20 protein-coding genes are annotated in these 21,598 nt (G+C 63.1%); 11 read left to right on the top strand and 9 right to left on the bottom strand.

The window, feature by feature from the left end:
- Nucleotides 1–20: 20 nt before the first annotated feature.
- The 6 genes from VF515_08985 (at nt 21) to VF515_08960 (ending at nt 8,767) form a co-directional block, all read left to right on the top strand.
- Nucleotides 21–299 carry a BrnT family toxin gene (locus VF515_08985; GenBank protein HEX7407767.1) on the top strand — a complete coding sequence of 93 codons (279 nt, stop codon included), beginning with the start codon at nt 21–23 and terminating at the stop codon, nt 297–299.
- Nucleotides 259–513, top strand: coding sequence for a BrnA antitoxin family protein (locus VF515_08980; GenBank protein HEX7407766.1), 255 nt, complete (start codon nt 259–261; stop codon nt 511–513). Before VF515_08985 ends, VF515_08980 begins: the two co-directional genes overlap by 41 nt.
- A gap of 305 nt (nt 514–818) precedes the next feature.
- Nucleotides 819–1,364 carry an Lrp/AsnC family transcriptional regulator gene (locus tag VF515_08975; protein HEX7407765.1) on the top strand — a complete coding sequence of 182 codons (546 nt, stop codon included), beginning with the start codon at nt 819–821 and terminating at the stop codon, nt 1,362–1,364.
- A gap of 2 nt (nt 1,365–1,366) precedes the next feature.
- The gene (gene gltB, locus VF515_08970) at nt 1,367–5,902 is read left to right on the top strand and encodes a glutamate synthase large subunit (GenBank protein HEX7407764.1); all 4,536 of its coding nucleotides are present in this window, start codon (nt 1,367–1,369) and stop codon (nt 5,900–5,902) included.
- A 61-nt stretch (nt 5,903–5,963) separates the two neighbouring features.
- Nucleotides 5,964–7,418: a glutamate synthase subunit beta gene (locus VF515_08965; GenBank protein HEX7407763.1), complete on the top strand. Its 1,455-nt coding sequence runs from the start codon at nt 5,964–5,966 to the stop codon at nt 7,416–7,418.
- 104 nt (nt 7,419–7,522) lie between these two features.
- Nucleotides 7,523–8,767: a S1 RNA-binding domain-containing protein gene (locus tag VF515_08960; GenBank protein ID HEX7407762.1), complete on the top strand. Its 1,245-nt coding sequence runs from the start codon at nt 7,523–7,525 to the stop codon at nt 8,765–8,767.
- A 52-nt stretch (nt 8,768–8,819) separates the two neighbouring features.
- Here VF515_08960 and ccrA read toward each other — a convergent pair whose 3' ends face one another.
- Nucleotides 8,820–10,070: a crotonyl-CoA carboxylase/reductase gene (gene ccrA / locus VF515_08955; GenBank protein HEX7407761.1), complete on the bottom strand. Its 1,251-nt coding sequence runs from the start codon at nt 10,068–10,070 to the stop codon at nt 8,820–8,822.
- A 152-nt stretch (nt 10,071–10,222) separates the two neighbouring features.
- Here ccrA and VF515_08950 point away from each other — a divergent pair, with 152 nt between their 5' ends.
- Nucleotides 10,223–10,894 carry an SAM-dependent methyltransferase gene (locus tag VF515_08950; GenBank protein HEX7407760.1) on the top strand — a complete coding sequence of 224 codons (672 nt, stop codon included), beginning with the start codon at nt 10,223–10,225 and terminating at the stop codon, nt 10,892–10,894.
- Nucleotides 10,895–10,924: 30 nt separating this feature from the next.
- Here the strand turns inward: VF515_08950 and VF515_08945 are convergent, their stop codons facing one another.
- The 8 genes from VF515_08945 to VF515_08910 all read right to left on the bottom strand — a co-directional run bounded on the left by VF515_08945 (nt 10,925) and on the right by VF515_08910 (nt 17,830).
- Entirely contained in the window at nt 10,925–11,353 is a 429-nt protein-coding gene (locus VF515_08945) for a PaaI family thioesterase (protein ID HEX7407759.1), read from the bottom strand.
- A gap of 182 nt (nt 11,354–11,535) precedes the next feature.
- A complete protein-coding gene (locus VF515_08940) occupies nt 11,536–11,727 on the bottom strand; it encodes a hypothetical protein (protein HEX7407758.1) in 192 nt (63 codons plus the stop codon).
- Nucleotides 11,728–11,761: 34 nt separating this feature from the next.
- Nucleotides 11,762–12,298, bottom strand: a complete 537-nt coding sequence (locus VF515_08935) for a flavin reductase family protein (protein HEX7407757.1) — start codon at nt 12,296–12,298, stop codon at nt 11,762–11,764.
- Nucleotides 12,299–12,613: 315 nt separating this feature from the next.
- The gene (locus VF515_08930) at nt 12,614–12,829 is read right to left on the bottom strand and encodes a hypothetical protein (protein HEX7407756.1); all 216 of its coding nucleotides are present in this window, start codon (nt 12,827–12,829) and stop codon (nt 12,614–12,616) included.
- A gap of 24 nt (nt 12,830–12,853) precedes the next feature.
- Nucleotides 12,854–13,099 carry a type II toxin-antitoxin system MqsA family antitoxin gene (locus VF515_08925; protein HEX7407755.1) on the bottom strand — a complete coding sequence of 82 codons (246 nt, stop codon included), beginning with the start codon at nt 13,097–13,099 and terminating at the stop codon, nt 12,854–12,856.
- A gap of 522 nt (nt 13,100–13,621) precedes the next feature.
- Nucleotides 13,622–14,644, bottom strand: a complete 1,023-nt coding sequence (locus VF515_08920) for an alcohol dehydrogenase catalytic domain-containing protein (protein HEX7407754.1) — start codon at nt 14,642–14,644, stop codon at nt 13,622–13,624.
- A 23-nt stretch (nt 14,645–14,667) separates the two neighbouring features.
- Nucleotides 14,668–16,479: an ABC transporter permease subunit gene (locus VF515_08915; protein HEX7407753.1), complete on the bottom strand. Its 1,812-nt coding sequence runs from the start codon at nt 16,477–16,479 to the stop codon at nt 14,668–14,670.
- A gap of 4 nt (nt 16,480–16,483) precedes the next feature.
- Entirely contained in the window at nt 16,484–17,830 is a 1,347-nt protein-coding gene (locus VF515_08910) for a nitrate/sulfonate/bicarbonate ABC transporter ATP-binding protein (GenBank protein ID HEX7407752.1), read from the bottom strand.
- A gap of 227 nt (nt 17,831–18,057) precedes the next feature.
- Here VF515_08910 and VF515_08905 point away from each other — a divergent pair, with 227 nt between their 5' ends.
- The 4 genes from VF515_08905 to VF515_08890 all read left to right on the top strand — a co-directional run.
- Nucleotides 18,058–19,170: a PAS domain S-box protein gene (locus VF515_08905; protein HEX7407751.1), complete on the top strand. Its 1,113-nt coding sequence runs from the start codon at nt 18,058–18,060 to the stop codon at nt 19,168–19,170.
- Nucleotides 19,171–19,381: 211 nt separating this feature from the next.
- Nucleotides 19,382–20,638 (top strand): substrate-binding domain-containing protein, encoded by a 1,257-nt coding sequence (locus VF515_08900; protein HEX7407750.1) that lies wholly within the window; start codon nt 19,382–19,384, stop codon nt 20,636–20,638.
- An 11-nt stretch (nt 20,639–20,649) separates the two neighbouring features.
- Nucleotides 20,650–21,396 carry a hypothetical protein gene (locus VF515_08895; GenBank protein ID HEX7407749.1) on the top strand — a complete coding sequence of 249 codons (747 nt, stop codon included), beginning with the start codon at nt 20,650–20,652 and terminating at the stop codon, nt 21,394–21,396.
- A gap of 20 nt (nt 21,397–21,416) precedes the next feature.
- A partial coding sequence (locus VF515_08890) for an ATP-binding cassette domain-containing protein (protein ID HEX7407748.1) occupies nt 21,417–21,598 on the top strand: 182 nt, incomplete at its 3' end.

The raw sequence follows: 21,598 nt of genomic DNA, 5'->3' as shown, positions 1-21,598 counted from the left end.
TGTAGCTACACTCTCCGCCCGTGGGGTTCGAGTGGGCGGAGGCGAAGCGGAAGGCGAATGTCCGGAAACACGGCATCGATTTCGTCGGCGCGGAGAGAGTCTTTGACGGCTACACGGTTACCGTCGAGGACACCCGGTTCGAGTACCACGAACACCGTTTCATCACGTTTGGTATTTTGGAAGGGCGAGCCGTAGCCGTCGCTCATACGGAGCGCGGCGACTCGATCCGGTTCATTTCGATACGGAAGGCCACAAAGAATGAGGAAAAGAGCTACTTCGCAAAGATTCCGGAGTGCTGAGGCGATCGACCTCTCAGACATTCCAGAAGTGCCCCCCGCGGTGTTTGCCAAGGGGCTCGTCCGAAAGGGGTTGAAACCCATCGAGCGCAAGGCCCAGGTCACCCTGCGAATTGACGCTGATGTGATCCAGTGGTTTCGCGAGCGGGGGAAGGGTTACCAGACGCGGATCAATTCAATTCTTCGGGCGTACAAGGACGCCCACCGCGGCGTGTAAGGGACCGGGCTATAGGACAATCGCGTCAGGCGCTCGATGTGCCTAGGACCTCGGCGAGCGCGGCGCGATCCAGGATGCGGTAGCGCGGCTTTGGCCCGACAGAAAGCGGGCTGAGGGCAGCCCGGCTCCAGCAGAGATGGATTTTCTGGAGCCGGCGTGCCCTCACGCCGTGGCTGCGTGAAGGATACCGCCGCCAGTGCCTGGCTTCCCCCCTTGTGGAAAATAAACGGCACATTTTCCGAACAAAGGCTTGACTTTGGTGGCTGTGATTATCTATTTATTAGGTCGTTACCACTGGGAACCTTATGAAATTAGGACAGGAAGAGGCCGAACTCGACCACGTCGACCTGGGGATCCTCTCGCTATTGCAGGAGAACTGCAAGCTTCCGCTGGCGAAGATCGGTGAAAAGGTCGGTTTGTCGGCGCCGTCCGTCATCGAGCGCATCAAGAAGCTGGAGGACAACGGTGTCATTGCCGGCTATCGCGCCATTCTCAACGCGTCCCGTCTCGGGAAGGACATTACGGCCTTCATCGGCGTGTCGATCAGTCACCCGAAACTCATCGGCGAGTTCGAGCGCGACATTGCCCAGCTCGACGACGTGCTCGAATGCCACCATGTGACCGGCCAACATACCTTCTTGTTGAAGGTGAAGACGGCCAATACGTCCACGCTCGAGGAGCTGATCAGAAGGATCCGTTCTATCGAAGGGATCGAGCGGACGGAGACGATGGTGGTGCTGTCGACGCATACGGAACGCACCCAGGTCGCCCTCCAGTTCGACGCCGCCCCGGCGTCAAAACGCCCGCGTCGAATCGGCGAGAAGCACGTGGTTGATCTCAAAGGCATGTAGACATGACGGAACCGCGAAAGCTGCGCAAGCAGGGTCTGTACGATCCGTGCCAGGAGCACGATGCCTGCGGTGTCGGCTTTGTCGCCAATATCAAGGGCGTCAAATCGCACGACATCATCCAGAAGGGTCTGCAAGTGCTCCAGAACCTGACGCACCGCGGCGCCTGTGGGTGCGATCCGCTGACCGGCGATGGCGCCGGCGTGCTCATGCAGGTGCCGCACGAGTTCCTGCACAAGGAGTGCCGCCAGTCCCGCATCGATCTGCCGAATCAAGGCGAGTACGGCGTTGGGATGGTCTTCCTTCCCCGTGACGTGGCGGAGCGAAACGTTTGCTCAAAACTGTTCGAGAAGGCCATCCGCGAAGAAGGCCAACGTTTGCTGGGATGGCGTACCGTTCCCACCAATCCCGATGCATGTGGTCCCCTGTCCCGTCGGCTCATGCCCGAAATCCGGCAGATCTTCGTCGGACGCGGCCGCGATATCAAGGACGGCGAGGCCTTGGAGCGCAAGCTCTATGTGATTCGTAAACGGGTCGAACGCAGCGTGGAGGAGGCGGGACTGCGTGACTCGGAGAGTTTTTACGTTTCCAGTCTGTCGTCCCGAACCCTGGTGTACAAAGGATTGCTCCTGCCGGATCAGATCCCGCAATTCTACACCGACCTGTGTGACCCGACGATGATCAGCGCGCTGGCGCTGGTGCACCAACGTTTCAGCACCAACACGTTCCCTTCGTGGGACCGGGCGCATCCCTACCGCTTCGTGGCCCACAACGGCGAGATCAATACGCTGCGCGGCAACGAGAACTGGATGCGGGCGCGGGAAAAGCTGTTTTCCTCGCCGCTGTTCGGCGACGACATCAAGAAGCTGCTGCCGATTATCACCGAGGCCGGCAGCGACTCGGGGAAGTTCGACAACGCGCTCGAGTTGCTCGTGCACACCGGGCGCTCGCTGCCCCATGCCATCATGATGATGATTCCCGAGGCCTGGCAAAAGCACGAAGGCATGAGCGACACCAAGCGGGCCTTCTACGAGTATCACTCGTGCTTGGTGGAACCGTGGGATGGTCCGGCGTCGATCGCCTTTAGCGACGGCCGGCTCATCGGCGCCGTGCTGGACCGCAACGGCCTGCGGCCGTCACGCTACATCGTCACCAAAGACGGGTTCGTCGTCATGGCCTCTGAGGTCGGGGTGCTCGACATCGCGCCGGACAATGTCCTTCATAAAGATCGCCTGCAGCCCGGCCGTATGTTCCTGGTCGATACCGAGAAGGGCTGCATCGTCGGCGACGAGGAGATCAAGGAAAGCATCGCCGCCCGCAAGCCGTACCGCCAATGGCTCGACGAGAATCTGGTGCGGTTGAGTACCCTGCCGGAGCCGAAAACGCTGCCGCCGTCCTACGACCCCGACACGCTGCTCGCCCGGCAGCAGGTGCACGGCTACACCAGCGAAGATCTGCGCATGCTGATGGCACCGATGGCCATCAATGCGCAGGAGGCCGTCGGCTCCATGGGCAACGACACGCCCCTGGCGGTGCTCTCGGAGCGCCCGCACCTGCTCTTCAACTACTTCAAACAGCTCTTTGCCCAGGTCACGAACCCGCCCATCGATTCGATCCGGGAGGAGCTGGTGATGTCGTTGAGGGCGAGCATCGGCGCGGGGCAGAACCTGTTCGACGAAACGCCGGTCCACTGCCATCAGATCGAGCTCGAGAATCCGGTGATTGGCAACGCCGATCTGCAGAAGATCAAAGATATTGCCAACGGCAGTCTCAGAGCGCTGACCTTGCCGACCTTGTTCAAGATCGCCGGCGATGGCGCGGGTCTGCAGGCGGCGCTTGATGAGCTCTGCCGGCAAGCCTCGGCCGCGGTGGCACAGGGCTACAGTATCCTGGTGCTTTCGGACCGCGGGCACGACGAGGAACGCGCGCCGATCCCGAGTCTGCTGGCGACCGGAGCGGTGCATCATCATTTGATTCGCGAAGGGACGCGCACCCGGTGCGGCATCGTCGTCGAGTCCGGTGAGCCGCGCGAGGTCCACGATTTCAGTCTGCTCATCGGCTACGGCGCGGGTGCCGTGAACCCGTATCTCGCCTGCGAGACCATCATCGACATGGTCAAGGCCGGCCTCCTCAAGGACATCGATGCCGACACCGCCGTGGAACACTACCTCAAGGCCGCCAACAAGGGCGTCCTCAAGGTGATGACCAAGATGGGGATCTCCACCGTACAGAGCTACCGCGGCGCGCAGATCTTCGAGGCCATCGGCCTCAACCACGATGTCATTGATCGGTATTTCACCTGGACGGCGTCACGCATCGAAGGAGTGGGCCTCGATGTGATCGCCAAGGAATGTGCGCTTCGTCACCATCTCGCCTATGAGGTCTCGCCGGTGTTGGATGGCGATCTCGATCCGGGCGGCCAGTATCAGTGGCGCCGCCGTGGCGAGCACCACATGTACAATCCCGAGACGGTGGCCAAGCTGCAGCATGCCGTCCGCTCGGGAAACTACAAGACCTTCAAAGAGTACTCGGCGCTGGCGAATAACGAGAGCGAGACGCTCTGTACCATTCGTGGTCTGTTGAAGTTCAGAGCGGGTACGCCGATTCCCATCGAGGAAGTCGAGCCGGCAAGCGCAATCGTCAAGCGCTTCAAAACCGGCGCCATGTCGTTGGGCTCGATCAGCCGAGAGGCGCACGAGACGCTGGCCATCGCCATGAACCGCATCGGCGGCAAGTCGAACACGGGTGAGGGTGGCGAGGATCCCGTGCGCTACGTTCCCGATGCGAACGGTGACCTACGCCGCAGCGCCATCAAACAGGTGGCGTCCGGACGCTTCGGTGTCACCAGCTACTACCTGGTGAACGCCGACGAGTTGCAGATCAAAATGGCGCAGGGGGCCAAGCCCGGCGAAGGCGGGCAGCTTCCCGGCCACAAGGTCGACCAGTACATCGCTTCTATTCGTTACTCGCCCCCCGGCGTGGGACTGATCTCGCCGCCGCCGCATCACGACATCTACTCGATCGAAGACCTGGCGCAGCTGATTCACGATCTGAAGAACTCCAACGACCAGGCCCGTATCAGTGTGAAGCTGGTGGCGGAGGTCGGCGTTGGGACGGTTGCTGCCGGCGTTTCGAAAGCCAAGGCCGATGTCGTGCTGATCAGCGGCGACTCCGGCGGTACCGGCGCCTCGCCGCTGACCTCCATCAAGCATGCCGGCATTCCGTGGGAACTCGGGTTGGCCGAGACCCAGCAGGTGTTGGTGATGAACGACCTGCGCGGGCGCATTTGCGTCGAGACGGACGGCCAGATCAAGACCGGCCGTGACGTTGCCGTCGCGGCGCTGCTGGGCGCCGAAGAGATCGGCTTCGCGACGGCGGCGTTGATCGCTTCGGGCTGCGTCATGATGCGTGTCTGCCACCTCAACACCTGCCCGGTTGGTATCGCCACGCAAGATCCCGTGTTGCGCAAGCGATTCCAGGGCAGGCCCGAGCACGTGGTCAACTTCATGATGTTCGTTGCCGAAGAGTTGCGCGAGATCATGGCGGAGCTGGGGTTCCGGACGGTCGACGAGATGGTGGGGCGCGTCGATATGCTGGAGACGCGCGACGCCTCCGAGCACTGGAAGGCCAGGGGTGTGGATCTTAGCCAGATTCTGCACAAGCCCGACGTGCCGCCCTCCGTGGCCATCCGCTGCGTCCAGAAACAGGACCATGGCCTGCAGAATGCGCTGGACCATAGGCTCTTCGAGTTGGCGCGACCGGCGCTCGAACGGGGTGAGCCGGTGGAGATCGACCTTCCCATCCGCAACGTCAACCGCACCGTGTGCACGATGCTGTCGGCGGAGATTTCGCGGCGGTGGGGCATCAACGGCTTGCCGCCCGAGACCATCACGATCAAGTTCGCCGGCTCGGCCGGCCAAAGCTTCGGGGCCTTCATGGCGAACGGCCTTGCCATCACCCTCGAGGGGGATGCCAACGACTACTTCGGCAAGGGACTCTCCGGCGGCCGCATCGTCGTGTATCCGCCGAAAAACGCCAGTTTCGTTCCGGAGGAGAACATCATCGTCGGCAACGTGTCGCTGTACGGCGCCACAGGCGGTGAGGTGTTCCTGCGCGGCCTGGCGGGAGAGCGCTTTTGCGTGCGCAACAGCGGAGTGACCGCCGTTGTCGAAGGCGTCGGCGATCACGGCTGCGAGTACATGACGAGAGGGCTGGTCGTCGTCCTCGGCCAGACCGGCCGCAATTTCGCCGCCGGCATGAGCGGCGGCGTTGCCTATGTGCTCGACACCGACGGCACGTTCAAGAGCCGCTGCAATCTGGGCATGGTCGAGGTCGGTCCGGTGGACGAGAAGGACGCCGAGACGATCCACGCCTTGGTCCGGCGGCACTACGAATACACCCAGAGCGCCGTGGCCTGGCGGGTGCTGTCCGGCTGGAAACAGTGCGTGCAGCAGTTCGTGAGAGTGATTCCTGTGGAGTACCGCCAGGTGCTTGCCAAGCAGCATCTCGATTCAGACGCGGCGAAACTGGCGAGTGTGTGAGAGCCGCGTAGCACAAAGGCGACCGGCGATAAGCGACAGGCGAGATGGGGCGATAAGCGAGATGGGAAAGATCAGCGGATTTCTGGAATACGAACGTGAGTTGCCGCCTCGGCGGCCGGTGCAAGAGCGTCTGCACGATTGGCGCGAGCTCGAAGGCAAGCATCCGGAAGAGAAGCTGCAGGTGCAGGCGGCGCGTTGCATGGATTGCGGCGTTCCGTTTTGTCACAAGGGTTGTCCGCTGGGCAATATCATCCCGGACTGGAACGACCTCGTCTACCGCGGCCGCTGGAAGGATGCCATCAACCGGCTGCACGCGACCAACAACTTCCCCGACTTCACCGGCCGCATCTGCCCGGCGCCTTGTGAGGAGGCCTGCGTCCTCAGCATCAACAACGATCCGGTCACCATCAAGCAGATCGAAAAACAGATCATCGAGCACGCGTTCAAAGAGGGCTGGGTGGGCCCTCAGGTTCCGCCGCGGCGCACGGGTAAGAAAGTCGCCGTCGTCGGGTCGGGTCCAGCGGGTCTGGCGTGCGCCCAGCAGTTGATCCGTGCGGGCCACTGGGTGACCGTGTTCGAGCGTGCCGACCGCATAGGTGGCTTGCTGCGCTACGGCATTCCCGACTTCAAGCTCGAGAAGAGGATGGTCGACCGCCGCCTCGAGCAGATGGCAGGGGAGGGCGTGACCTTCCGGCCGAGCACCAACGTCGGTGTCGAGTACCCCGTCGATCGCCTGCGCGCCGAGCACGATGCCATCGTGCTGGCGGGCGGCTCCACCGCATCGCGTGACCTGCGAGTTCCCGGGCGCGAGTTGAAGGGCATCCACTTCGCCATGGAGTTCTTGCCGCAGCAGAACAAAGTGGCGGCAGGTGATGCGGTACCGAATCAAATCACCGCCAAGGGCAAGCGGGTTGTCGTGCTCGGTGGTGGCGATACCGGTTCGGACTGCGTCGGGACGTCGAATCGTCAGGGCGCGTTATCGGTCCACCAGTTCGAGTTGTTGCCGCAGCCGCCCGGCACACGCACCGAGGATGTGGCGCCGTGGCCCTATTGGCCCATGACCTTGCGTACCTCGTCGTCGCACGAAGAAGGTGTAGCGCGAGACTGGAGCATCAACACCAAGCACTTCTCGGGTGATGAGCACGGCAACGTCAAGAAGCTTCACGCGGTGCGCTTGGAGTGGCTCAAAGGCGACAACGGCCGCCCCGTCATGCGCGAGGTTTCCGGCGGCGAATTCGAGCTGGATGCCGACCTGGTCTTGCTGGCCCTGGGATTTCTTGGCCCCGAACGCAACGGCATGCTTGCCGACCTGGGTGTGCAGCTGAATGAGCGCGGCAACGTCGCGGTGGACAAGAGCTGGATGACCAGTGTTCCCAGCGTATTCTCCTGCGGCGACATGCGCCGCGGCCAGTCGCTGGTCGTGTGGGCCATCTGGGAGGGACGCGAGTGCGCCCGCGGTGTCGACCAGTTCTTGATGGGCCACACCGATCTTCCAGCCAGCCCCGATCCGTTCTGACGGCGGAAGACTTTTTCCCGCGAAGGATACAGAGTCTACGAAAACTGTTGACCTTTCGCCGCTGACGCGTGGTAGCCGCGGTGATTGCTTGCTATGGTTGGGCCATGCCTGAAAACGACGAACGGAATTCCACTTCAGCTGAGAATGACTTCGCGGCGCTGTTCGCCGCCAGTGAGGCAGCCGGGGCGCAACGGCAGCAGATCACGGTCGGGGAGCTCGTGCGCGGGCGCGTGATGGCGATCGGGCAGGCCACCGCCTTCGTGGCGATCGGGGGCAAAGGGGAGGCGACCATCGACCTCGCCGAGTTCCGCGATCCGGCAAGCGGTGCACTGACGCTCGCTATCGGTGATCAGCTGGAAGCCACCGTCCTCGATGATGGAAGCGAATCCGGCGCCATCGTCCTCAAGCGCACGCTCGGTCGGGGCGGCCATATACCCGCGGAGCTCGAACAGGCGATGGCGCATCGTATTCCCATAGAAGGCCTGGTGACGGGTGAGAACAAAGGCGGCTTCGAGGTGCAGATCGGCGGCGTACGCGCCTTTTGTCCCGGCTCACAGATTGACCGGCGCCGGCCGGGCGAGCGTGTCCCCGCGGCGCAGTATATCGGCCAACGCTTTCTGTTCCGCGTCAACAAGATCGAGTCCGGTGGCCGCAACGTCGTCGTTTCCCGCCGCGAGCTGCTCGAGGAAGATGCTGCGGTGCAAGCGGCGCAGACCTGGGAGAAGCTACACGTCGGTGCGGTCGTGCAGGGGACGGTGACGAACATCCGCGAATTCGGTGCCTTCGTCGACCTCGGCGGCGTCGAAGGGCTGATCCACATCAGCGAGCTGGGATACGGCCGCGTCAACCACCCGTCTGAGGTTCTCCAAGTCGGACAAGTGGTCGAGTCGCAAGTGCTGAAGATCGAGGAAGCGGGGACCGGTCGCCGCCAAGTCGGTTTGTCAATGAAGGCGCTGGCGGCCGATCCGTGGTCGACGGTCCGCGAACGCTTTCCCGTCGGGACGACGGTCCGTGGAACGGTGCGTCGTGTTGAAGCCTTCGGGGCCTTCGTCGAAATCACCCCCGGTCTCGACGGCCTCGCCCACATCTCCAAGCTCACGCTCGATCGCCGCTTGTCTCATGCCCGGCAGGCGGTCAACGTCGGCCAGGAGGTGGAGGTCACCGTTCTCGCCGTGGACCCGGAGAAGCGCCGCATCAGCCTGTCGATGATCGAGCACGCACGCGAGGCCCGCGACGCCGCCGTTGCCGCCGAGCGGGCTGAAGAGCATGCGACCGTGGCGCAGGCAAACCAGCGCCAGAACCTCGGGACCTTCGCGGACCTGTTGGCCGCTTCCAAGAAGACATCGTGAAGCGGGCGCGTGACTCCGCGGTAAGCGGAGGCACGCAGGTGACGCGCTACGTCTACTCGAGCCCCTTCATCCCCGCCCGCGGTGCGCCGACCAGTGCAGCCATTTTCCCTTCCGGGGCCCTGTTTTCGTGCATGAGCTGGTGGCAGAGCGGGATCTCCTCGAACTTGTATGCGCGTGCCAGACACGGATTGATCTTGCCGTCGAGTACGAGCTGGTTGAAGGCGTAGGCTTGCTCGTCGTTCGATAGGTGCGACCCTTGGAAGCGCTTCTGGCGCGTCCACAGGTAGCGCAGGTCCACGACCGCGTTGAAGCCGGTGGTGCCGGCACAAATCACCACCATGCCGCCATTGTCGCAGGCGAAGATCGAGGTCGGTACGGTGTCCTCGCCGGGATGTTCGAAGACGATGCGGGGGTTGCGGCGCTCGCCGAGGACGTCCCAGATCGCCTTGCCGAAGTCACGGGCACCCGCCGCCCATTTGTTGTACGCGGCAGTGTCCTTCCAGTGCGGCATCAGGCCCCAATGGGTGAACTTCTTCCGATTGATGCAGCCCTTGGCGCCCAGCTTGATGCAGAAGTCAGCCTTGCTGTCGTCTCCGATCACGCCCACCGGGATGGCGCCCGCGGCTTTGACAATCTGGATCGCCATGCATCCGAGCCCGCCGGCCGCGCCCCAGATGAGCACGACGTCATTCTGGCGCACTATGTGCGGCGGCCACCCCTTCAGCATGCGGTACGCGGTCTGACCGACGAGCGTCGGCGCGGCGGCTTCTTCCCAGGTAAGGTGCTTAGCCTTGGGCATGCACTGATGCCCCTGTGCCTTGGCGAACTGGCCGAAGCTGCCCCAGCCGGTTTCGTAACCCCAGATCTTGAAGGAAGGATCGATCGTCGGATCTTCCCCGGCCTTGACCGCCGGACAGTTGGCGTCCCAGACGCCCGCGTGAGTGACGACATGGTCGCCGACCTTGACGTTCTTCACGTCGCTGCCCACCGCGTAGACGATGCCTGACGCGTCGCTGCCGCCGATGTGGAAGTCACTGGTGTCGTACTTCGCCTTCTGGCGTGCGGCGATGACGTTGAGCGGAGCGCCCAGCGCGGCCCAGACGTTGTTGTAGTTGATGCCGGCGGCCATCACGTACACCAGGACCTCATCCGGCTTGATGGACGGGACCTCGACCTTCTCGATCTGAAAGGCCTGATGGGGCTCGCCAAAGCGTTCGGCGCGAATGAGTTGCCCATACATGTAGGGGGGGACGTGTCCGATCGGTGGCAGCTCGCCTATCTCGTACAGCTCTTTGGTGCTCACAGTGACCTCCTGGGAATCAGGTGCGCTGTGGCCATTTACGTTACCCAGCGCCCGAAGGCAACGGCGCTTGAAAAGCTTCGCACGTGTTGTCGAGGCACGTCTTCGGCGATATATCGACAGCCGCAAAGGCGGAGACGGAGGGGGGAGTGAGAATGCAGCAGGAACTGTATGGACAGCGATCCGCTGACATGAGCCGGCGCAAGCGGGCGGGGATGTGGGGGGTAGTGTGCCGCGTCGTGCTGCAGCGGTACGTCCGACCGGAGGACACTGTCCTCGATCTGGGCGCCGGCTTCTGCGAGTTCATCAATGCCATCCGGTGCAGCCGGAAGATCGCCGTGGATACGAATCCGCGCCTGCGTGAGTTTGCCGCTTCCGGGGTCGTGCCGGTCATCGGCGAAATCCCGGGGGTGCTCGAACACATGGTGGATGCCTGCACCCAGGTGGTGTTCTGCAGCAACTTCCTCGCACGTCTCCGCGACAAGGAGTCGGTCCTGTGCGTGCTGCGCAACGTGCATCGGCTCCTCGTTTCCGAGGGGCGCATGATCATCATCCAGCCGAACATCCGCTACGCCTACAAGGAGTACTGGGACCTCTTCGATCACCAGGTCCCGCTCAGCCACGGCAGCCTCAGCGAGGCGCTGCGGATGTCGGGTTTCGACATCGAAGTGTTGCGCCCGCGCTTTCTGCCCTTCACCAGCGGCAAGAGCCGCTTGCCGCTATGGCTCGTGCGCCTGTATCTGGCGTTGCCGCCGGCGCAGTGGCTGCTGGGGAAGCAGATGTTGGTGGTGGCAAGGAAGTCGAAACAAAGCCGCGTCGCGAGGTGAGTTCTCTCGGGGTCGGGCCGCGTTGATTCGTCATGCCCCTCGTCGGTTGACTATCGCCATGGTGGCGGTCGCTTTGGAAACGAGGCGCTCCTCTCCCGATGCGACGCAGAAGACCTCTGACTCGACGACGGTCAGCTGCGTTCCCGGCTTGAGGACCTTGGATCTGCAGATGAGCCGCTGACCTTTTGCGGCGCGGAGCAGATTGATTTTGAATTCGGCGGTCAGCACGATCTGACCCTTCTGCAGGAGTGTGGCGGCAGCGGCTCCCGCCGTGTGGTCGGCCATGGTGGCCTGTACGCCTGCGTGCACGAAACCGTCCTGTTGTAGATGGCGATCTTCGAGCGCCATCACCGTCGTGCATTCACCTTGACCAACGGAGTCGAGTTGGATCCCGAGGGCGGCGATGAACGGCGCGCTGCTGAAGAGTCGATTCACTTCCTCAGGGATTGGTGCAGCCACCGGGCAAGCCTCCTCGTTTCAGGCCAGTTCCGCGCTCCTTGCGGGCGTAAGCCGCGCCGGCGCCTGGGGGATCGTCCGCCACATTTCAGGATCGTGTCCGGTGATGATCGAACTCGCATGACCGCGCCAGGGTGCACTCTCGCAAATTTCATTTACGCAGACAACCGGCGGCGCCTCACCAATTAGCGCGACGGCGATGTGAACCGATGCACTTCGATCTTGTCCCCCACCTCGATGGTCATTAGATCTTCACCCACTTCGAGCGCGCCGGAGTAGGTTGTGCGGGTGAGCGCTACTAGATCCTGAATCGTGGGAGCGCTTACAGAGGGGTCGCTCGTCAGCAACACAATATGCGTATAGACGGCCAGTTTCACATTCTCCTGTTCTGGGTAGCCGCTTGCAGGGAAGCTATTTCATCTTGGAGGGCAACTTGATCGTCTTGCCGGCAACCATGAAGGCGCCTCTCCCGAGATGATGAATCGTCCGCGGGTGTTTTCTTGAAGGGTCGATCCACGCTTTGAGTACCTCAAGAATGAAGAGGTTGTATTTGGCCGCCATCCTCGCATCGACGACCTTGCATTCGAGATTGGCATAGCACTCGTCGATGAGCGGTGCGCTGACGCGCGAGGCGGTTGCTGGCGTGAAACCAACGGTCTTGAACTTATCGACCCGTCGCCCGGAGGTGTTCCCGCAGCGCACCACCTGTGCTGCCAGCTCCACCGTCGGGATGTTGATCACGCATTCTTTGGTCGCCTTCAAGACACCGAATGTATAGTTCCGGTCGCTGATCACGCAACCCACAAGCGGTGGTTCGAAATCAATCATCGTGTGCCACGACATGGTCATGATGTTTGCCCGTCCCTTGCGGGCGGTTGTGACCATCACGACTGGCCCCGGCTCGAGCAGGCGATAGACCTGAGACAAAGGAAGGGAGTGTTTCGTCATCTCGGCACAGTCTTGAATGTCAAACACCCGTCGTCAACAGGCTGGTACGGTCGCAACGAATTTGCGAGAAATCGGTCAACGGACCTCAAAACCGTTTGTCCCGAGTAGCGCCCGTCTTTTCAGGGCGCGTATCGAGGGACGTCAAGCGGGCAGCTCGCCGCGGAAAGCCTTGGCGAGCAGCGCGGGTGGCGATATAGCGGGCTCCAAGGCGGTCGGCGTAGGTGAACAGGGTTTCGATGCGGCGGACGATTTCCTCCTATTCCTCGACGTTGCAGAGGTTCCAGAGCTTGGCGACGATGTCGTGGGTGACAGTGTTCATGATCTTGGTTTGCGAGTCAGGTCGCCGGTCTTGGCGGTCTTCGCGACGCGCCCGCCTCCCTGCCGTGCCGAGTCGACAGCGGCATCGATATCCTCTTCGCGCAGTTCGATCGCGGCGAGCTTGGCGCGTACGGCATCGACGCGATGAATGCGCGCCGGCGTGCGGAACGACTGACCGGGAGTCGAGGTAAGAGTTGCCGGCTTCTTTGCCATCTCGAGGCCTTCGGCGAGGTCCGCCTAGAGGGTCACGGCGGGGACCTGAAGCATCCGTTCGGGTGGTTTATTGCGATCGAAGACGTCGTGGTAGGCATCATCCATTCGCTTGAGAACGTCGGGGGAGAAGTATTTTTCCCCGCACTGGCGGCAGGCCCCGGCTGCCACGTTGTCAAAGACCAGGAGGTGGCCGCGCCGGCGGTAGTCGTAGGTCACGCGTGCTTCTTCAACCTGACCGCCACACAAGGAGCAGTCTGCAAATGTATTCATGGCTTCCCTGAGGTTCATATCCTAGTCCGTTCGTTGTTAGGCAGCCGGCTGCCAGAGTGACTCGTTGAAGGCCTCCAGGATCTGTCGGAGCTGGCCGCCGAAGATCCGGTCGCAGCTTCAGTACCGAGGTGTTCGGGTCATCCGGGAAATACCGTTCCGCGAGCATACCCAAGCGCAGGAGCTGTTCGTCGTGCTCCTGGAGATGGGCAAAGTTGCGGCTGAGTGTCGTCACCTATGCCGTCCGGTCAGTCGGAGTGATTGCGTGACGTAGAGACGCACACCGCCGGAGGGTAGATAAGCGCTGTTGAATTCAACCGATGCTGACGGACGCTCACGCACTGTGGAGCTTATACTCGCGAGATGAATAAGCGTGCAAGGATCTGCGGCCGACGTCCGGCAGGGAGCCTGCCATGTAGCGACCGGATTGGAGGCCGGCGGGAACGTTGGCGCGCGGTCACGCTGCTTGCAAAGCAGGCCGCAATTCTCAGCGCCCCCGCTCGATCGGTCCAAGTTCTCCCAATCTCATTCCGGCCGGATGGCCACCTTGATCGACCCGGAGCGCTTGTCGGCCGCGGTCTCGAAGCCACGAATGATCTGGCTGAGCGGAAAGCGGTGCGTGATCAGCTTGCGGAAGCGCTCGGGTTGTTCGGCCAACAACTGCAACGCGACGTCGAAATCGGCGCGCGGGCCGGGACGGCCGTAGGTCAGTGAGCCGACGATACGCACCTCTTTCATTACCAGTGTGAAGGCGTTCAACGACGGCATGGTCGTGAACACGCCCAGCACCGCGATCGAGCCGCCGGGCCGCACCAGGTACACCGCTTCGTTGATGGTGTCAGCTGATCCTCCCACGGTTTCGATGACCACGTCGACAAGCTGCTGCCGTGCCGCGTCGGAGATCTCACCGCTCGCATCGGGTCCGAGAAATACACGTGAGGCGCCCAGCGATTCCGCGGCGGCACGCTGTTGGGGGTGCCGGGCGGTGATCCACACCTCCGCCGCGCCCGCGGCCTTGGCCGCGGCAACGGACAGCAGCCCAATGGTGCCGGCGCCCTGAATCGCCACCCGGTCGCCCAGGCGCACGTTGGCCAGACGAACGCCGTGAACGGCGACAGCCAGCGGCTCGGTCAACGCGCCAACTTCGAAATCGACCTTGGCGGGAAGCGGAAACAGGGCGTACGCCGGCATGCGGATGTACTCCGCAAAACCACCGTCGTCCGTCGTGCCGGCGAGGCGGAACTTCTCGCACAGCTGGTAATCCCCGGTGCGGCAGTACGAGCACTCGCGGCACACCAATAGTGGTTCGATGGCGACGCGGGCGCCCGGCCGGACGTTGGCGCCGTCGCCAACGGCGACGACCTCCCCGCTGATCTCGTGCCCCGGGCAGACCATCGGCGGTGGGAATCCGCCATGAAAAAAGTGCAGATCGCTGCCGCAAATGCCGCAGCTGCGCACCTTGACCACCGCCTCACCGGGACCCGGGGTGGGCTGTTCAACTTCGCGGAGCTCAAAGGTACCCGGCTGTGTGCAAAAGGCTGCTTTCATCCAAGACCTCCACCATTTGTCGTCTATCGGTTCAGACTGAAGCGCGTGTCCGCCAGGCGATACAAGCGCTTCCATACCACACGGTTCAGCGTCGCCAAGGTGATGGCCATGGTCAACACGCTGGCCGCCAGTAACGGGAAATCCGCCGCCGCGGTGGCCTCGGTGATGAGCGAACCCAGTCCCGGCGCGATCAGCGTCCGCTGCTTGTAGCGCAGATACTCCGAGACGATGCTGGCGTTCCAGGCGCCGCCCGCCGCGGTGATCAGCCCCGTCACCAGCTGGGGAAAGACGCTGGGCAAGTAGAGCGTACGCCAAGCAGCAAAGCCACGCAGCCGGTAGACGTCGACCGTCTCCCTCAGGTCCTGGGGAATCGTCATTGCCCCGGCGAGCACGTTGAACAAGATGTACCACTGCGCTCCCAGCAACATGAGGGCCACACAGCCCCAGGAGAAACCGATGCCGAGCGCCAGGAACGCCGCCGTGACCAGCGGGAACAGCATCGGTGCCGGAAACGCGGCCACCACCTGAATCACCGGCTGAAAAATACGGGAGAGACGCGGGGAGAGGCCGATCCAAATACCGGCCGGGACCGCCCATGCCGCACCGATCAGCACCGCCGCTGAGGTGCGCAGAAACGTCAGGCCCAGGGCCTGGACGATGGTGATCCACTGGCGCAGTGTCACGTGGCGCAGCATCCCCACCAGGTGCGCGGCGCCCCACACGGTCAACAGCACAAAGAGCAACGCGACTGTCCAGCCCGTGATCGCAAGAAGCAGCGGTCCCAACCGCGGGGCACGCACGGGCGCAGCAGGCTGTGCCCCTACGTTGCGATGGGATGTTTGTAGCGGCGCAGCATGCTGCGCCACGGTGTGCGATAGCGCGTGTCGCCGCAGAGCGGCGAGGGCGGCCGTTGCCATCTCTTGAAGCCCGGATACCAAGCGGGAACGGCGCAGCAGGCTCAGCACCCACGATGCCGGAACCGTGGCGGCTTCGGTTTCCTCTATCTTGAATTTCTGCGACCAGGCGATGACCGGCCGCCAGACGAGCTGATCGATCGCCACAATCATCGTCACCATGGCGACGATGGCGAACAGCATCGCCGGCACGTCACCGTGATCGATGGCCACGCTCATGTACGAGCCGATACCAGGGAGCCGGAAATCGTGATCACCGAGGGTGAAGGCCTCGGTAACGGTGAGAAAAAACCAGCCTCCCGCCATGGACATCATCGAGTTCCACACCAATCCGATGGCAGCCGAAGGCACTTCGAGGGTGCGAAATCGCTTCCACCAGCCGAAACGGTGGACCCGGGCGACCTCGCGCAGATCGGTGGGTATGGCGCGCAATGATCCGTAGAAGGAAAAGGTCATGTTCCATGCCTGTCCGGTGAAGATCATGACGATGCAGGCGAGCTCGAGACCGAAGTTGGAGCGGGGGAACAGTGCCACCATGCCGAGGACCAGGCCGGGCAGGAAGCCGAGAACCGGGATCCCCTGCAGAATATCGAGCAGAGGAATCATGACGCGTTCGGCGCGGCGGCTGTACGCGGCAACCGTGCCGTAGATGAGAGTGAACACGAGTGACAGGGCGTAAGCGGCGCACCCGCGTTCCAGCGAAAACAGCGTGTACCGTGGTAAGGCCCAAGGGGACAGATCAATCTCGATCGTGGGATTCAGGGGCGCGGTCCAACGCCGGGCCAAGCCCACCACTCCCGCGACGATGGCGCAGAGGACGAGCACCATCAGTGCATCGACCCACAGAGCACCGGGCCGGCGTGGGAGCGTGAGCACGCCGGTGGCGTCTGCGCTCCGTCGTGTTCGGTTCGGCGCTACCACGCCCTCACGCCCTGGCGTCCGCCGTGGCGATGCCCTCTACATCGAGATACATCTCCTGCTTGGCGGAGTCGTAGCCGATGACCTCGCCGTAACGTCCCCAGTCCACCAGCGTCTCAAAGAGTGCTTCCGGTTCCTCCGTCGGCATGGCCAGGATGATTTGTTCCTTCACCACCTCCGCCGGCAAGCGTTTTCCGGGTGCGTTCTCGAGCAAGCGCAGCAAGTAGGCGAACAAGCCCAAGGCGTGGAGTTGCCGGTGCATGATCCCCTTGCGAGCGTTGGCGTCGCCCCGCGCGAACTCACGCCCCAATGCCGTGAGGACGACTTCCTGTTGTGGCGTGTCGATGAAATGGAGCAGTTCCGCCGCCTTGCTCACCAGGATCACGCGGCCAAATTCGAGGCGGAGATCCTCGGCGAGATCGAACAGGTCAATGCGGTCGCCGTGCTCGTGTACGATGCGCAAGAGACCCACCATCTCACCGATGTGCGCCGGCGGCAGGGGCACGATGCGCGGTGGGCGCCCAGGAGGCGGCGCCGGTACGGCTTCGTCGGGCAGGTGGATGTTGGTGATGACGGCGTGCAGCTCGTTGACCAGGCGCAGAAACGCAGGATCGCGATAATCGCGCGGATGCGGCAAGGCGTTGGTGACGACCTCGCGCACTTGACCGGGGTTGGCGCTCAAGACCACGATGCGGTCGCTGAGATACACGGCCTCGTCGATCAGATGCGTGATCACCAGCAGGCTCTTGATGCCGGTGTCGCCGCGGGACCACAGAGCGGACACCTCCGCCCGCAGCGATTCCGACGTGAGCACGTCGAGGGCGGAGAACGGCTCGTCCATGCAGAGCAGCTCGGGTCCGCCGACCAGCGCTCGCGCGATGCCGACGCGCTGTTTCATGCCGCCGGACAGCTCTTTCGGATAGGCTTCCTCGAAGCCGTCGAGTCCGACCAGGTCGATGACATGGTTGACCCGGGCGGCCTGATCCTCCGTCCCGAACCCCTTGCCGTGGGCGCCGACACGCACGTTTTCTTCCACCGTGAGCCAGGGATAGAGCGCGAAGTTTTGGAAGACGACGGCGACGCCGGGATGAATTCCGTGCAGTGGCTGGCCGTGGCAGAGCACTTCTCCCGCGCTCGGCTCAATGAGTCCGGTGAGAATGCGCAACAGGGTGGACTTGCCGCAACCGGACGGTCCGAGTACACACACCACCTCGCCGGGATTGACCGCCAGGCTGATATCCCGGAGCACAACCAGTTCCCGCCCGGTGTCCGCCAGGAAGTTCTTGGATACATGGCGCACCTCGGCGATGGCTGGGCTGGCGGCGGGAGTGACGAAATCGTGAGGGGCCGGCATGGAAGCGTGTTACCCGTGAACTTCAAGAAATGGAAGGTACGACCGGCGTATTTGGGTCGTTGCAAAGATCCCAGCTGAAGGGCACTCTTGGAATGGGGGGGTAAAGTGCCGTGACCAGCGATACCCGCGATGCTGCAAAGGCGTGCTCGTCGGGCCAGAACGATTCGGAAGACTCGAAGCGGGGTACGCCTCCAGGGTCGGGGAAAGGCTCACCTGGGGCTCAAGACGTGCCACCGCGCAGCGACGAGTATTTCCGGACATTGATCGAAAATACCTCGGACATCGTCACCATTCTGAACGAGGACGGTACCATCCGGTACGAAAGCTCCTCCATCGAACGGCTGCTCGGGTACAAAGCGGATGAGTTGATTGGCCGGCATGTGATGGACTTCATTCATCCGGAAGACCGGCCTGCGGCGATGAAGACCCTGGAGCAAGCGATCCATCAAGCCGGTGTCACCCAGTCGACAGAGGTTCGCTTTCAGCACCGCGACGGTGCGTGGCGCATTTTCGAATCCGTCGGCAAGCGCCTCGCCGATCCAGCGGAAATCGCCGGGGTGCTGCTGACCTCGCGTGACGTCACCGAACGCCGGCGCATCGAAGAAGAGGCGCGGCGCCATCGGGCGGAGCTGTCCTACCTCCTGCGACTCAGTACGATGGGCGAGATGGCATCCGGGATTGCGCACGAGCTGAACCAGCCGCTGACAGCCATCACCTGCTATGCCAAGGGTTGTACGCGGCGGATCCACGCCGGCGTCGGCGAGCCCGCGGAGATTCTGCCGGTGCTGGAAGAGATCGCTACCCAAGCGATGCGGGCCGGCGAGATCATTCGTCAAGTCAGGGCATTCGTGCGCAAAGGCGAACCCCGACGGGAGATGGTGGATCTCAATGAGCTGGTGCGCGACGTGACGTGCTTGGTGGAAGCCGAGGCACGCCAGCACGCCGTGTGTATGCAGCTGGAGCTTGCTTCGCAGGTTCCCCCTCTGTTCATTGACGCCGTCCAGATTGAACAGGTTATCGTGAACCTGGTACGCAATGGCCTGGAGGCCGTGTCTGGAGCGAAAAGGGATGTGCGTGAGCTGGTGCTGCGCACGTCACTGGCCAGTGCGGACACGGTCGAGGTCGCAGTGTGCGACAGCGGGGGAGGGATCCCGCAGGAGATTGCCGAGCGGATGTTCGACCCGTTCGTCAGCACGAAAGCGGGCGGACTCGGCATGGGCCTCTCCATCAGCCGTTCGATCGTCGAGGTCTACGGTGGCCGTTTGTGGGCCACGCCCAACCCGACTTACGGGACCACGTTCCGGTTCACCCTGCGTTTTGACCCCACGTTTCCCAGATGACCGCCTCAAGTGATGACGGAGCGGGCTGCGTCCACGGGCGGTCTGAATGCACTGCCTCGCGCTTCCGACTATCTCCCGCTGGTGCCCGTTGTGCAGTTGTGCCCGTTGTGCAGCGACACGGGTCTCGCCCGTCCTTGACGGGAGGGGCTCAATCTGAGCTATAGGTAATGCCTATAGACTGCCCTTGGCGGTCGGGTCAGGAGGGGATTCGGTGTCGACAGCCCATGCCGTAATGGGCCTGCTCGCGCGAGGTGAGCGGTACGGTTACGAGATCAGGCGCGAACTCGAAGCCGAGTTCGGTCCAGAGTGGCGCATCGATTTCGGGCAGCTCTACCGTCTGCTGGCGTCGATAAGGCGCGAAGGATGGGTCGCGGTGCGCCTTGAGCCAGGCAAGCAGGGGCCTGACCGCAGGGTGTACGCCATTACCCGGCGCGGGCGTGCGGAACTCAAGCGTTGGCTGCAGGGGTCCACCGTTACGCCTGAGCATGGCCGTGACGAATTCCCGCTGAAGGTTCGATTCGGCTTGGCGGCCGGTTCTGTGGACGTTGGCGCACTGATTGCCGAACGGCGCCGCATCCTGGAGGTGCGACGCCGGGCACATGAGGATCGGTCCGAGGCGGCGCAACGCAAACGCGACGCCGGCGCGTGGTTGCTTGCCGAGGCCCATATACGCCGCACGGAGACGGCACTCTCCTGGCTCCAATCCTGCGAGGCGGTCGTCCCGGCACGCCACGCTTCGCCGCGTGCCCCGGTCGAGGCGGCAGCACTGGTCGCCGTCGGCAGTGACGACCCGGTGTTCGATTTGCTCGTGCGCCTGGCGGCAGAGCAGCATCCGGAGATGCGTTTTTCCGCAAGCCCGGCCGGCAGCATCGCCGGACTGATCGCCTTGCGCGAACAGCGGGCGCAGGTTGCCGGCATCCATCTACTTGACGTCGATTCAGGTGAGTACAACATTCCGTTCGTGAAACACGTGCTGCCGGAGGAGCCGATCATCCTCATTCACCTGGCGCAGCGCCAGCAGGGGCTCATGGTCGCGGCCGGTAACCCCAAGGGGATTCGACATCTCCGCGATCTGACGCGCTCCGGCGTCCGCATCATCAATCGCCAGCGCGGTGCCGGTACGCGGCTGTTGCTGCATCACCGGCTGCGCCAGGCGAAGATCGATCCGCAGGCGATCGCCGGCTATGAACATGAGGCGCCGACCCACAACGCGGTTGCCGCCGCCATCACGGCGGGGTCGGCGGACGTCGGGCTAGGCATCCGCGCCGTTGCCCAGGCGTGGGGATTGGAATTCATCCCGCTCGGGTACGAGCGCTATGAGCTGGCGATCGCGCGGCCGGTCTTCGACTCGGCACGGCTTCGGCCACTGTTGGAAGTGATGCATCAGGACGCCTTTCGCCGGAAGGCTGCCGCATTGAGTGGCTACGACATCTCACACATGAGCGAAGTTGTGGCCGATTTTCATTGAGGAGTGTACGCATGCGCCTTCTGCTCGGCATTGACGATACCGACGTTCTCGGCCAGCGCCCAGGAACGGGCAGGTTGGCCCGCGAGTTGGGCGTGTACCTGGAAACGCAAGGGCTTGCCCGCTTGGTTGGCGTCGTGCGCCATCAACTCCTGGTTGATCCGCGAATCCCCTACACCAGCCACAACAGCCCAGCCTGTCTCATCCTGGAAGTGGACGCGGAACACAACGGCCTCGAGCGCCGCCTCTTCGATGTGGCAGGCGGCTACGTCGCGCATCGGTCAGCGCAAGGTTCGGACCCCGGCGTTTGCCTGGGCGCCGGCGAGAGAATCGACGCCGGCGTCATTCGCTTTGGGTACCGTGCCAGCAGCGAATTGGTGGGCAAGGGTGAGGCGGCAGCCTTAGCGGCCGGGCAGGGGCTCATGCTTGCGGAGCTTGGGGGGACCGGGGACGGCATCATCGGTGCGCTGGCCGCGGTGGGACTCACCGCGGAAGGCAACGCGGGCAGGTTCTTGGAACTTGCCGGTGGCCTGCGTGGTTTCGGGGAGCGCGTTTCTGCCGGAGCCTTGCGGCAGCGGGGCATGAGCCTACTGTCGATGTCGCGCAACGGTGAAGTCGTGCCTTCCGATGCTGTGATCGATACGGGCGACTGGGTACGTCCCCGACTCATCGCCGGGACCGCCGTACTGTTGGTGGAGCTGACAGCGGAAGGCTGGCGCTGCTTCGACCGCAAGGCGAAGCACGTAGAATCGGCGGGCTAGGCGTGGGAGAGGGCGTCATCGTGACGGCCGAGAGGGCCGCGTACCGATACATGGGGTGTCGTACCGCCGTGGGGCCGCTAGATTTCGAGGCCAGGCGAGGCGAATTTCACCTGATCTCGGGCCCCTCGGGATGCGGCAAGAGCACACTGGCGCGTATGCTTTCAGGAATCATCCCGCATCTCTATCGCGGCTGCTTGGAAGG

The organism is Candidatus Binatia bacterium, assembly GCA_036382395.1.
GTDB lineage: Bacteria > Desulfobacterota > Binatia > HRBIN30 > HRBIN30 > JAGDMS01.
This window is presented reverse-complemented; position numbering and strand designations above follow the sequence as displayed.

Bases quoted from the DNA above. Each gene is read 5' to 3' on its own strand.
- VF515_08980 (HEX7407766.1), top strand. From the start codon at position 259: ATGAGGAAAAGAGCTACTTCGCAAAGATTCCGGAGTGCTGAGGCGATC.
- VF515_08975 (HEX7407765.1), top strand. From the start codon at position 819: ATGAAATTAGGACAGGAAGAGGCCGAACTCGACCACGTCGACCTGGGG.
- gltB (HEX7407764.1), top strand. From the start codon at position 1,367: ATGACGGAACCGCGAAAGCTGCGCAAGCAGGGTCTGTACGATCCGTGC.
- VF515_08965 (HEX7407763.1), top strand. From the start codon at position 5,964: ATGGGAAAGATCAGCGGATTTCTGGAATACGAACGTGAGTTGCCGCCT.
- VF515_08960 (HEX7407762.1), top strand. From the start codon at position 7,523: ATGCCTGAAAACGACGAACGGAATTCCACTTCAGCTGAGAATGACTTC.
- VF515_08950 (HEX7407760.1), top strand. From the start codon at position 10,223: ATGCAGCAGGAACTGTATGGACAGCGATCCGCTGACATGAGCCGGCGC.
- VF515_08935 (HEX7407757.1), bottom strand. From the start codon at position 12,298: ATGACGAAACACTCCCTTCCTTTGTCTCAGGTCTATCGCCTGCTCGAG.
- VF515_08930 (HEX7407756.1), bottom strand. From the start codon at position 12,829: ATGGCAAAGAAGCCGGCAACTCTTACCTCGACTCCCGGTCAGTCGTTC.
- VF515_08925 (HEX7407755.1), bottom strand. From the start codon at position 13,099: ATGAATACATTTGCAGACTGCTCCTTGTGTGGCGGTCAGGTTGAAGAA.
- VF515_08920 (HEX7407754.1), bottom strand. From the start codon at position 14,644: ATGAAAGCAGCCTTTTGCACACAGCCGGGTACCTTTGAGCTCCGCGAA.
- VF515_08910 (HEX7407752.1), bottom strand. From the start codon at position 17,830: ATGCCGGCCCCTCACGATTTCGTCACTCCCGCCGCCAGCCCAGCCATC.
- VF515_08895 (HEX7407749.1), top strand. From the start codon at position 20,650: ATGCGCCTTCTGCTCGGCATTGACGATACCGACGTTCTCGGCCAGCGC.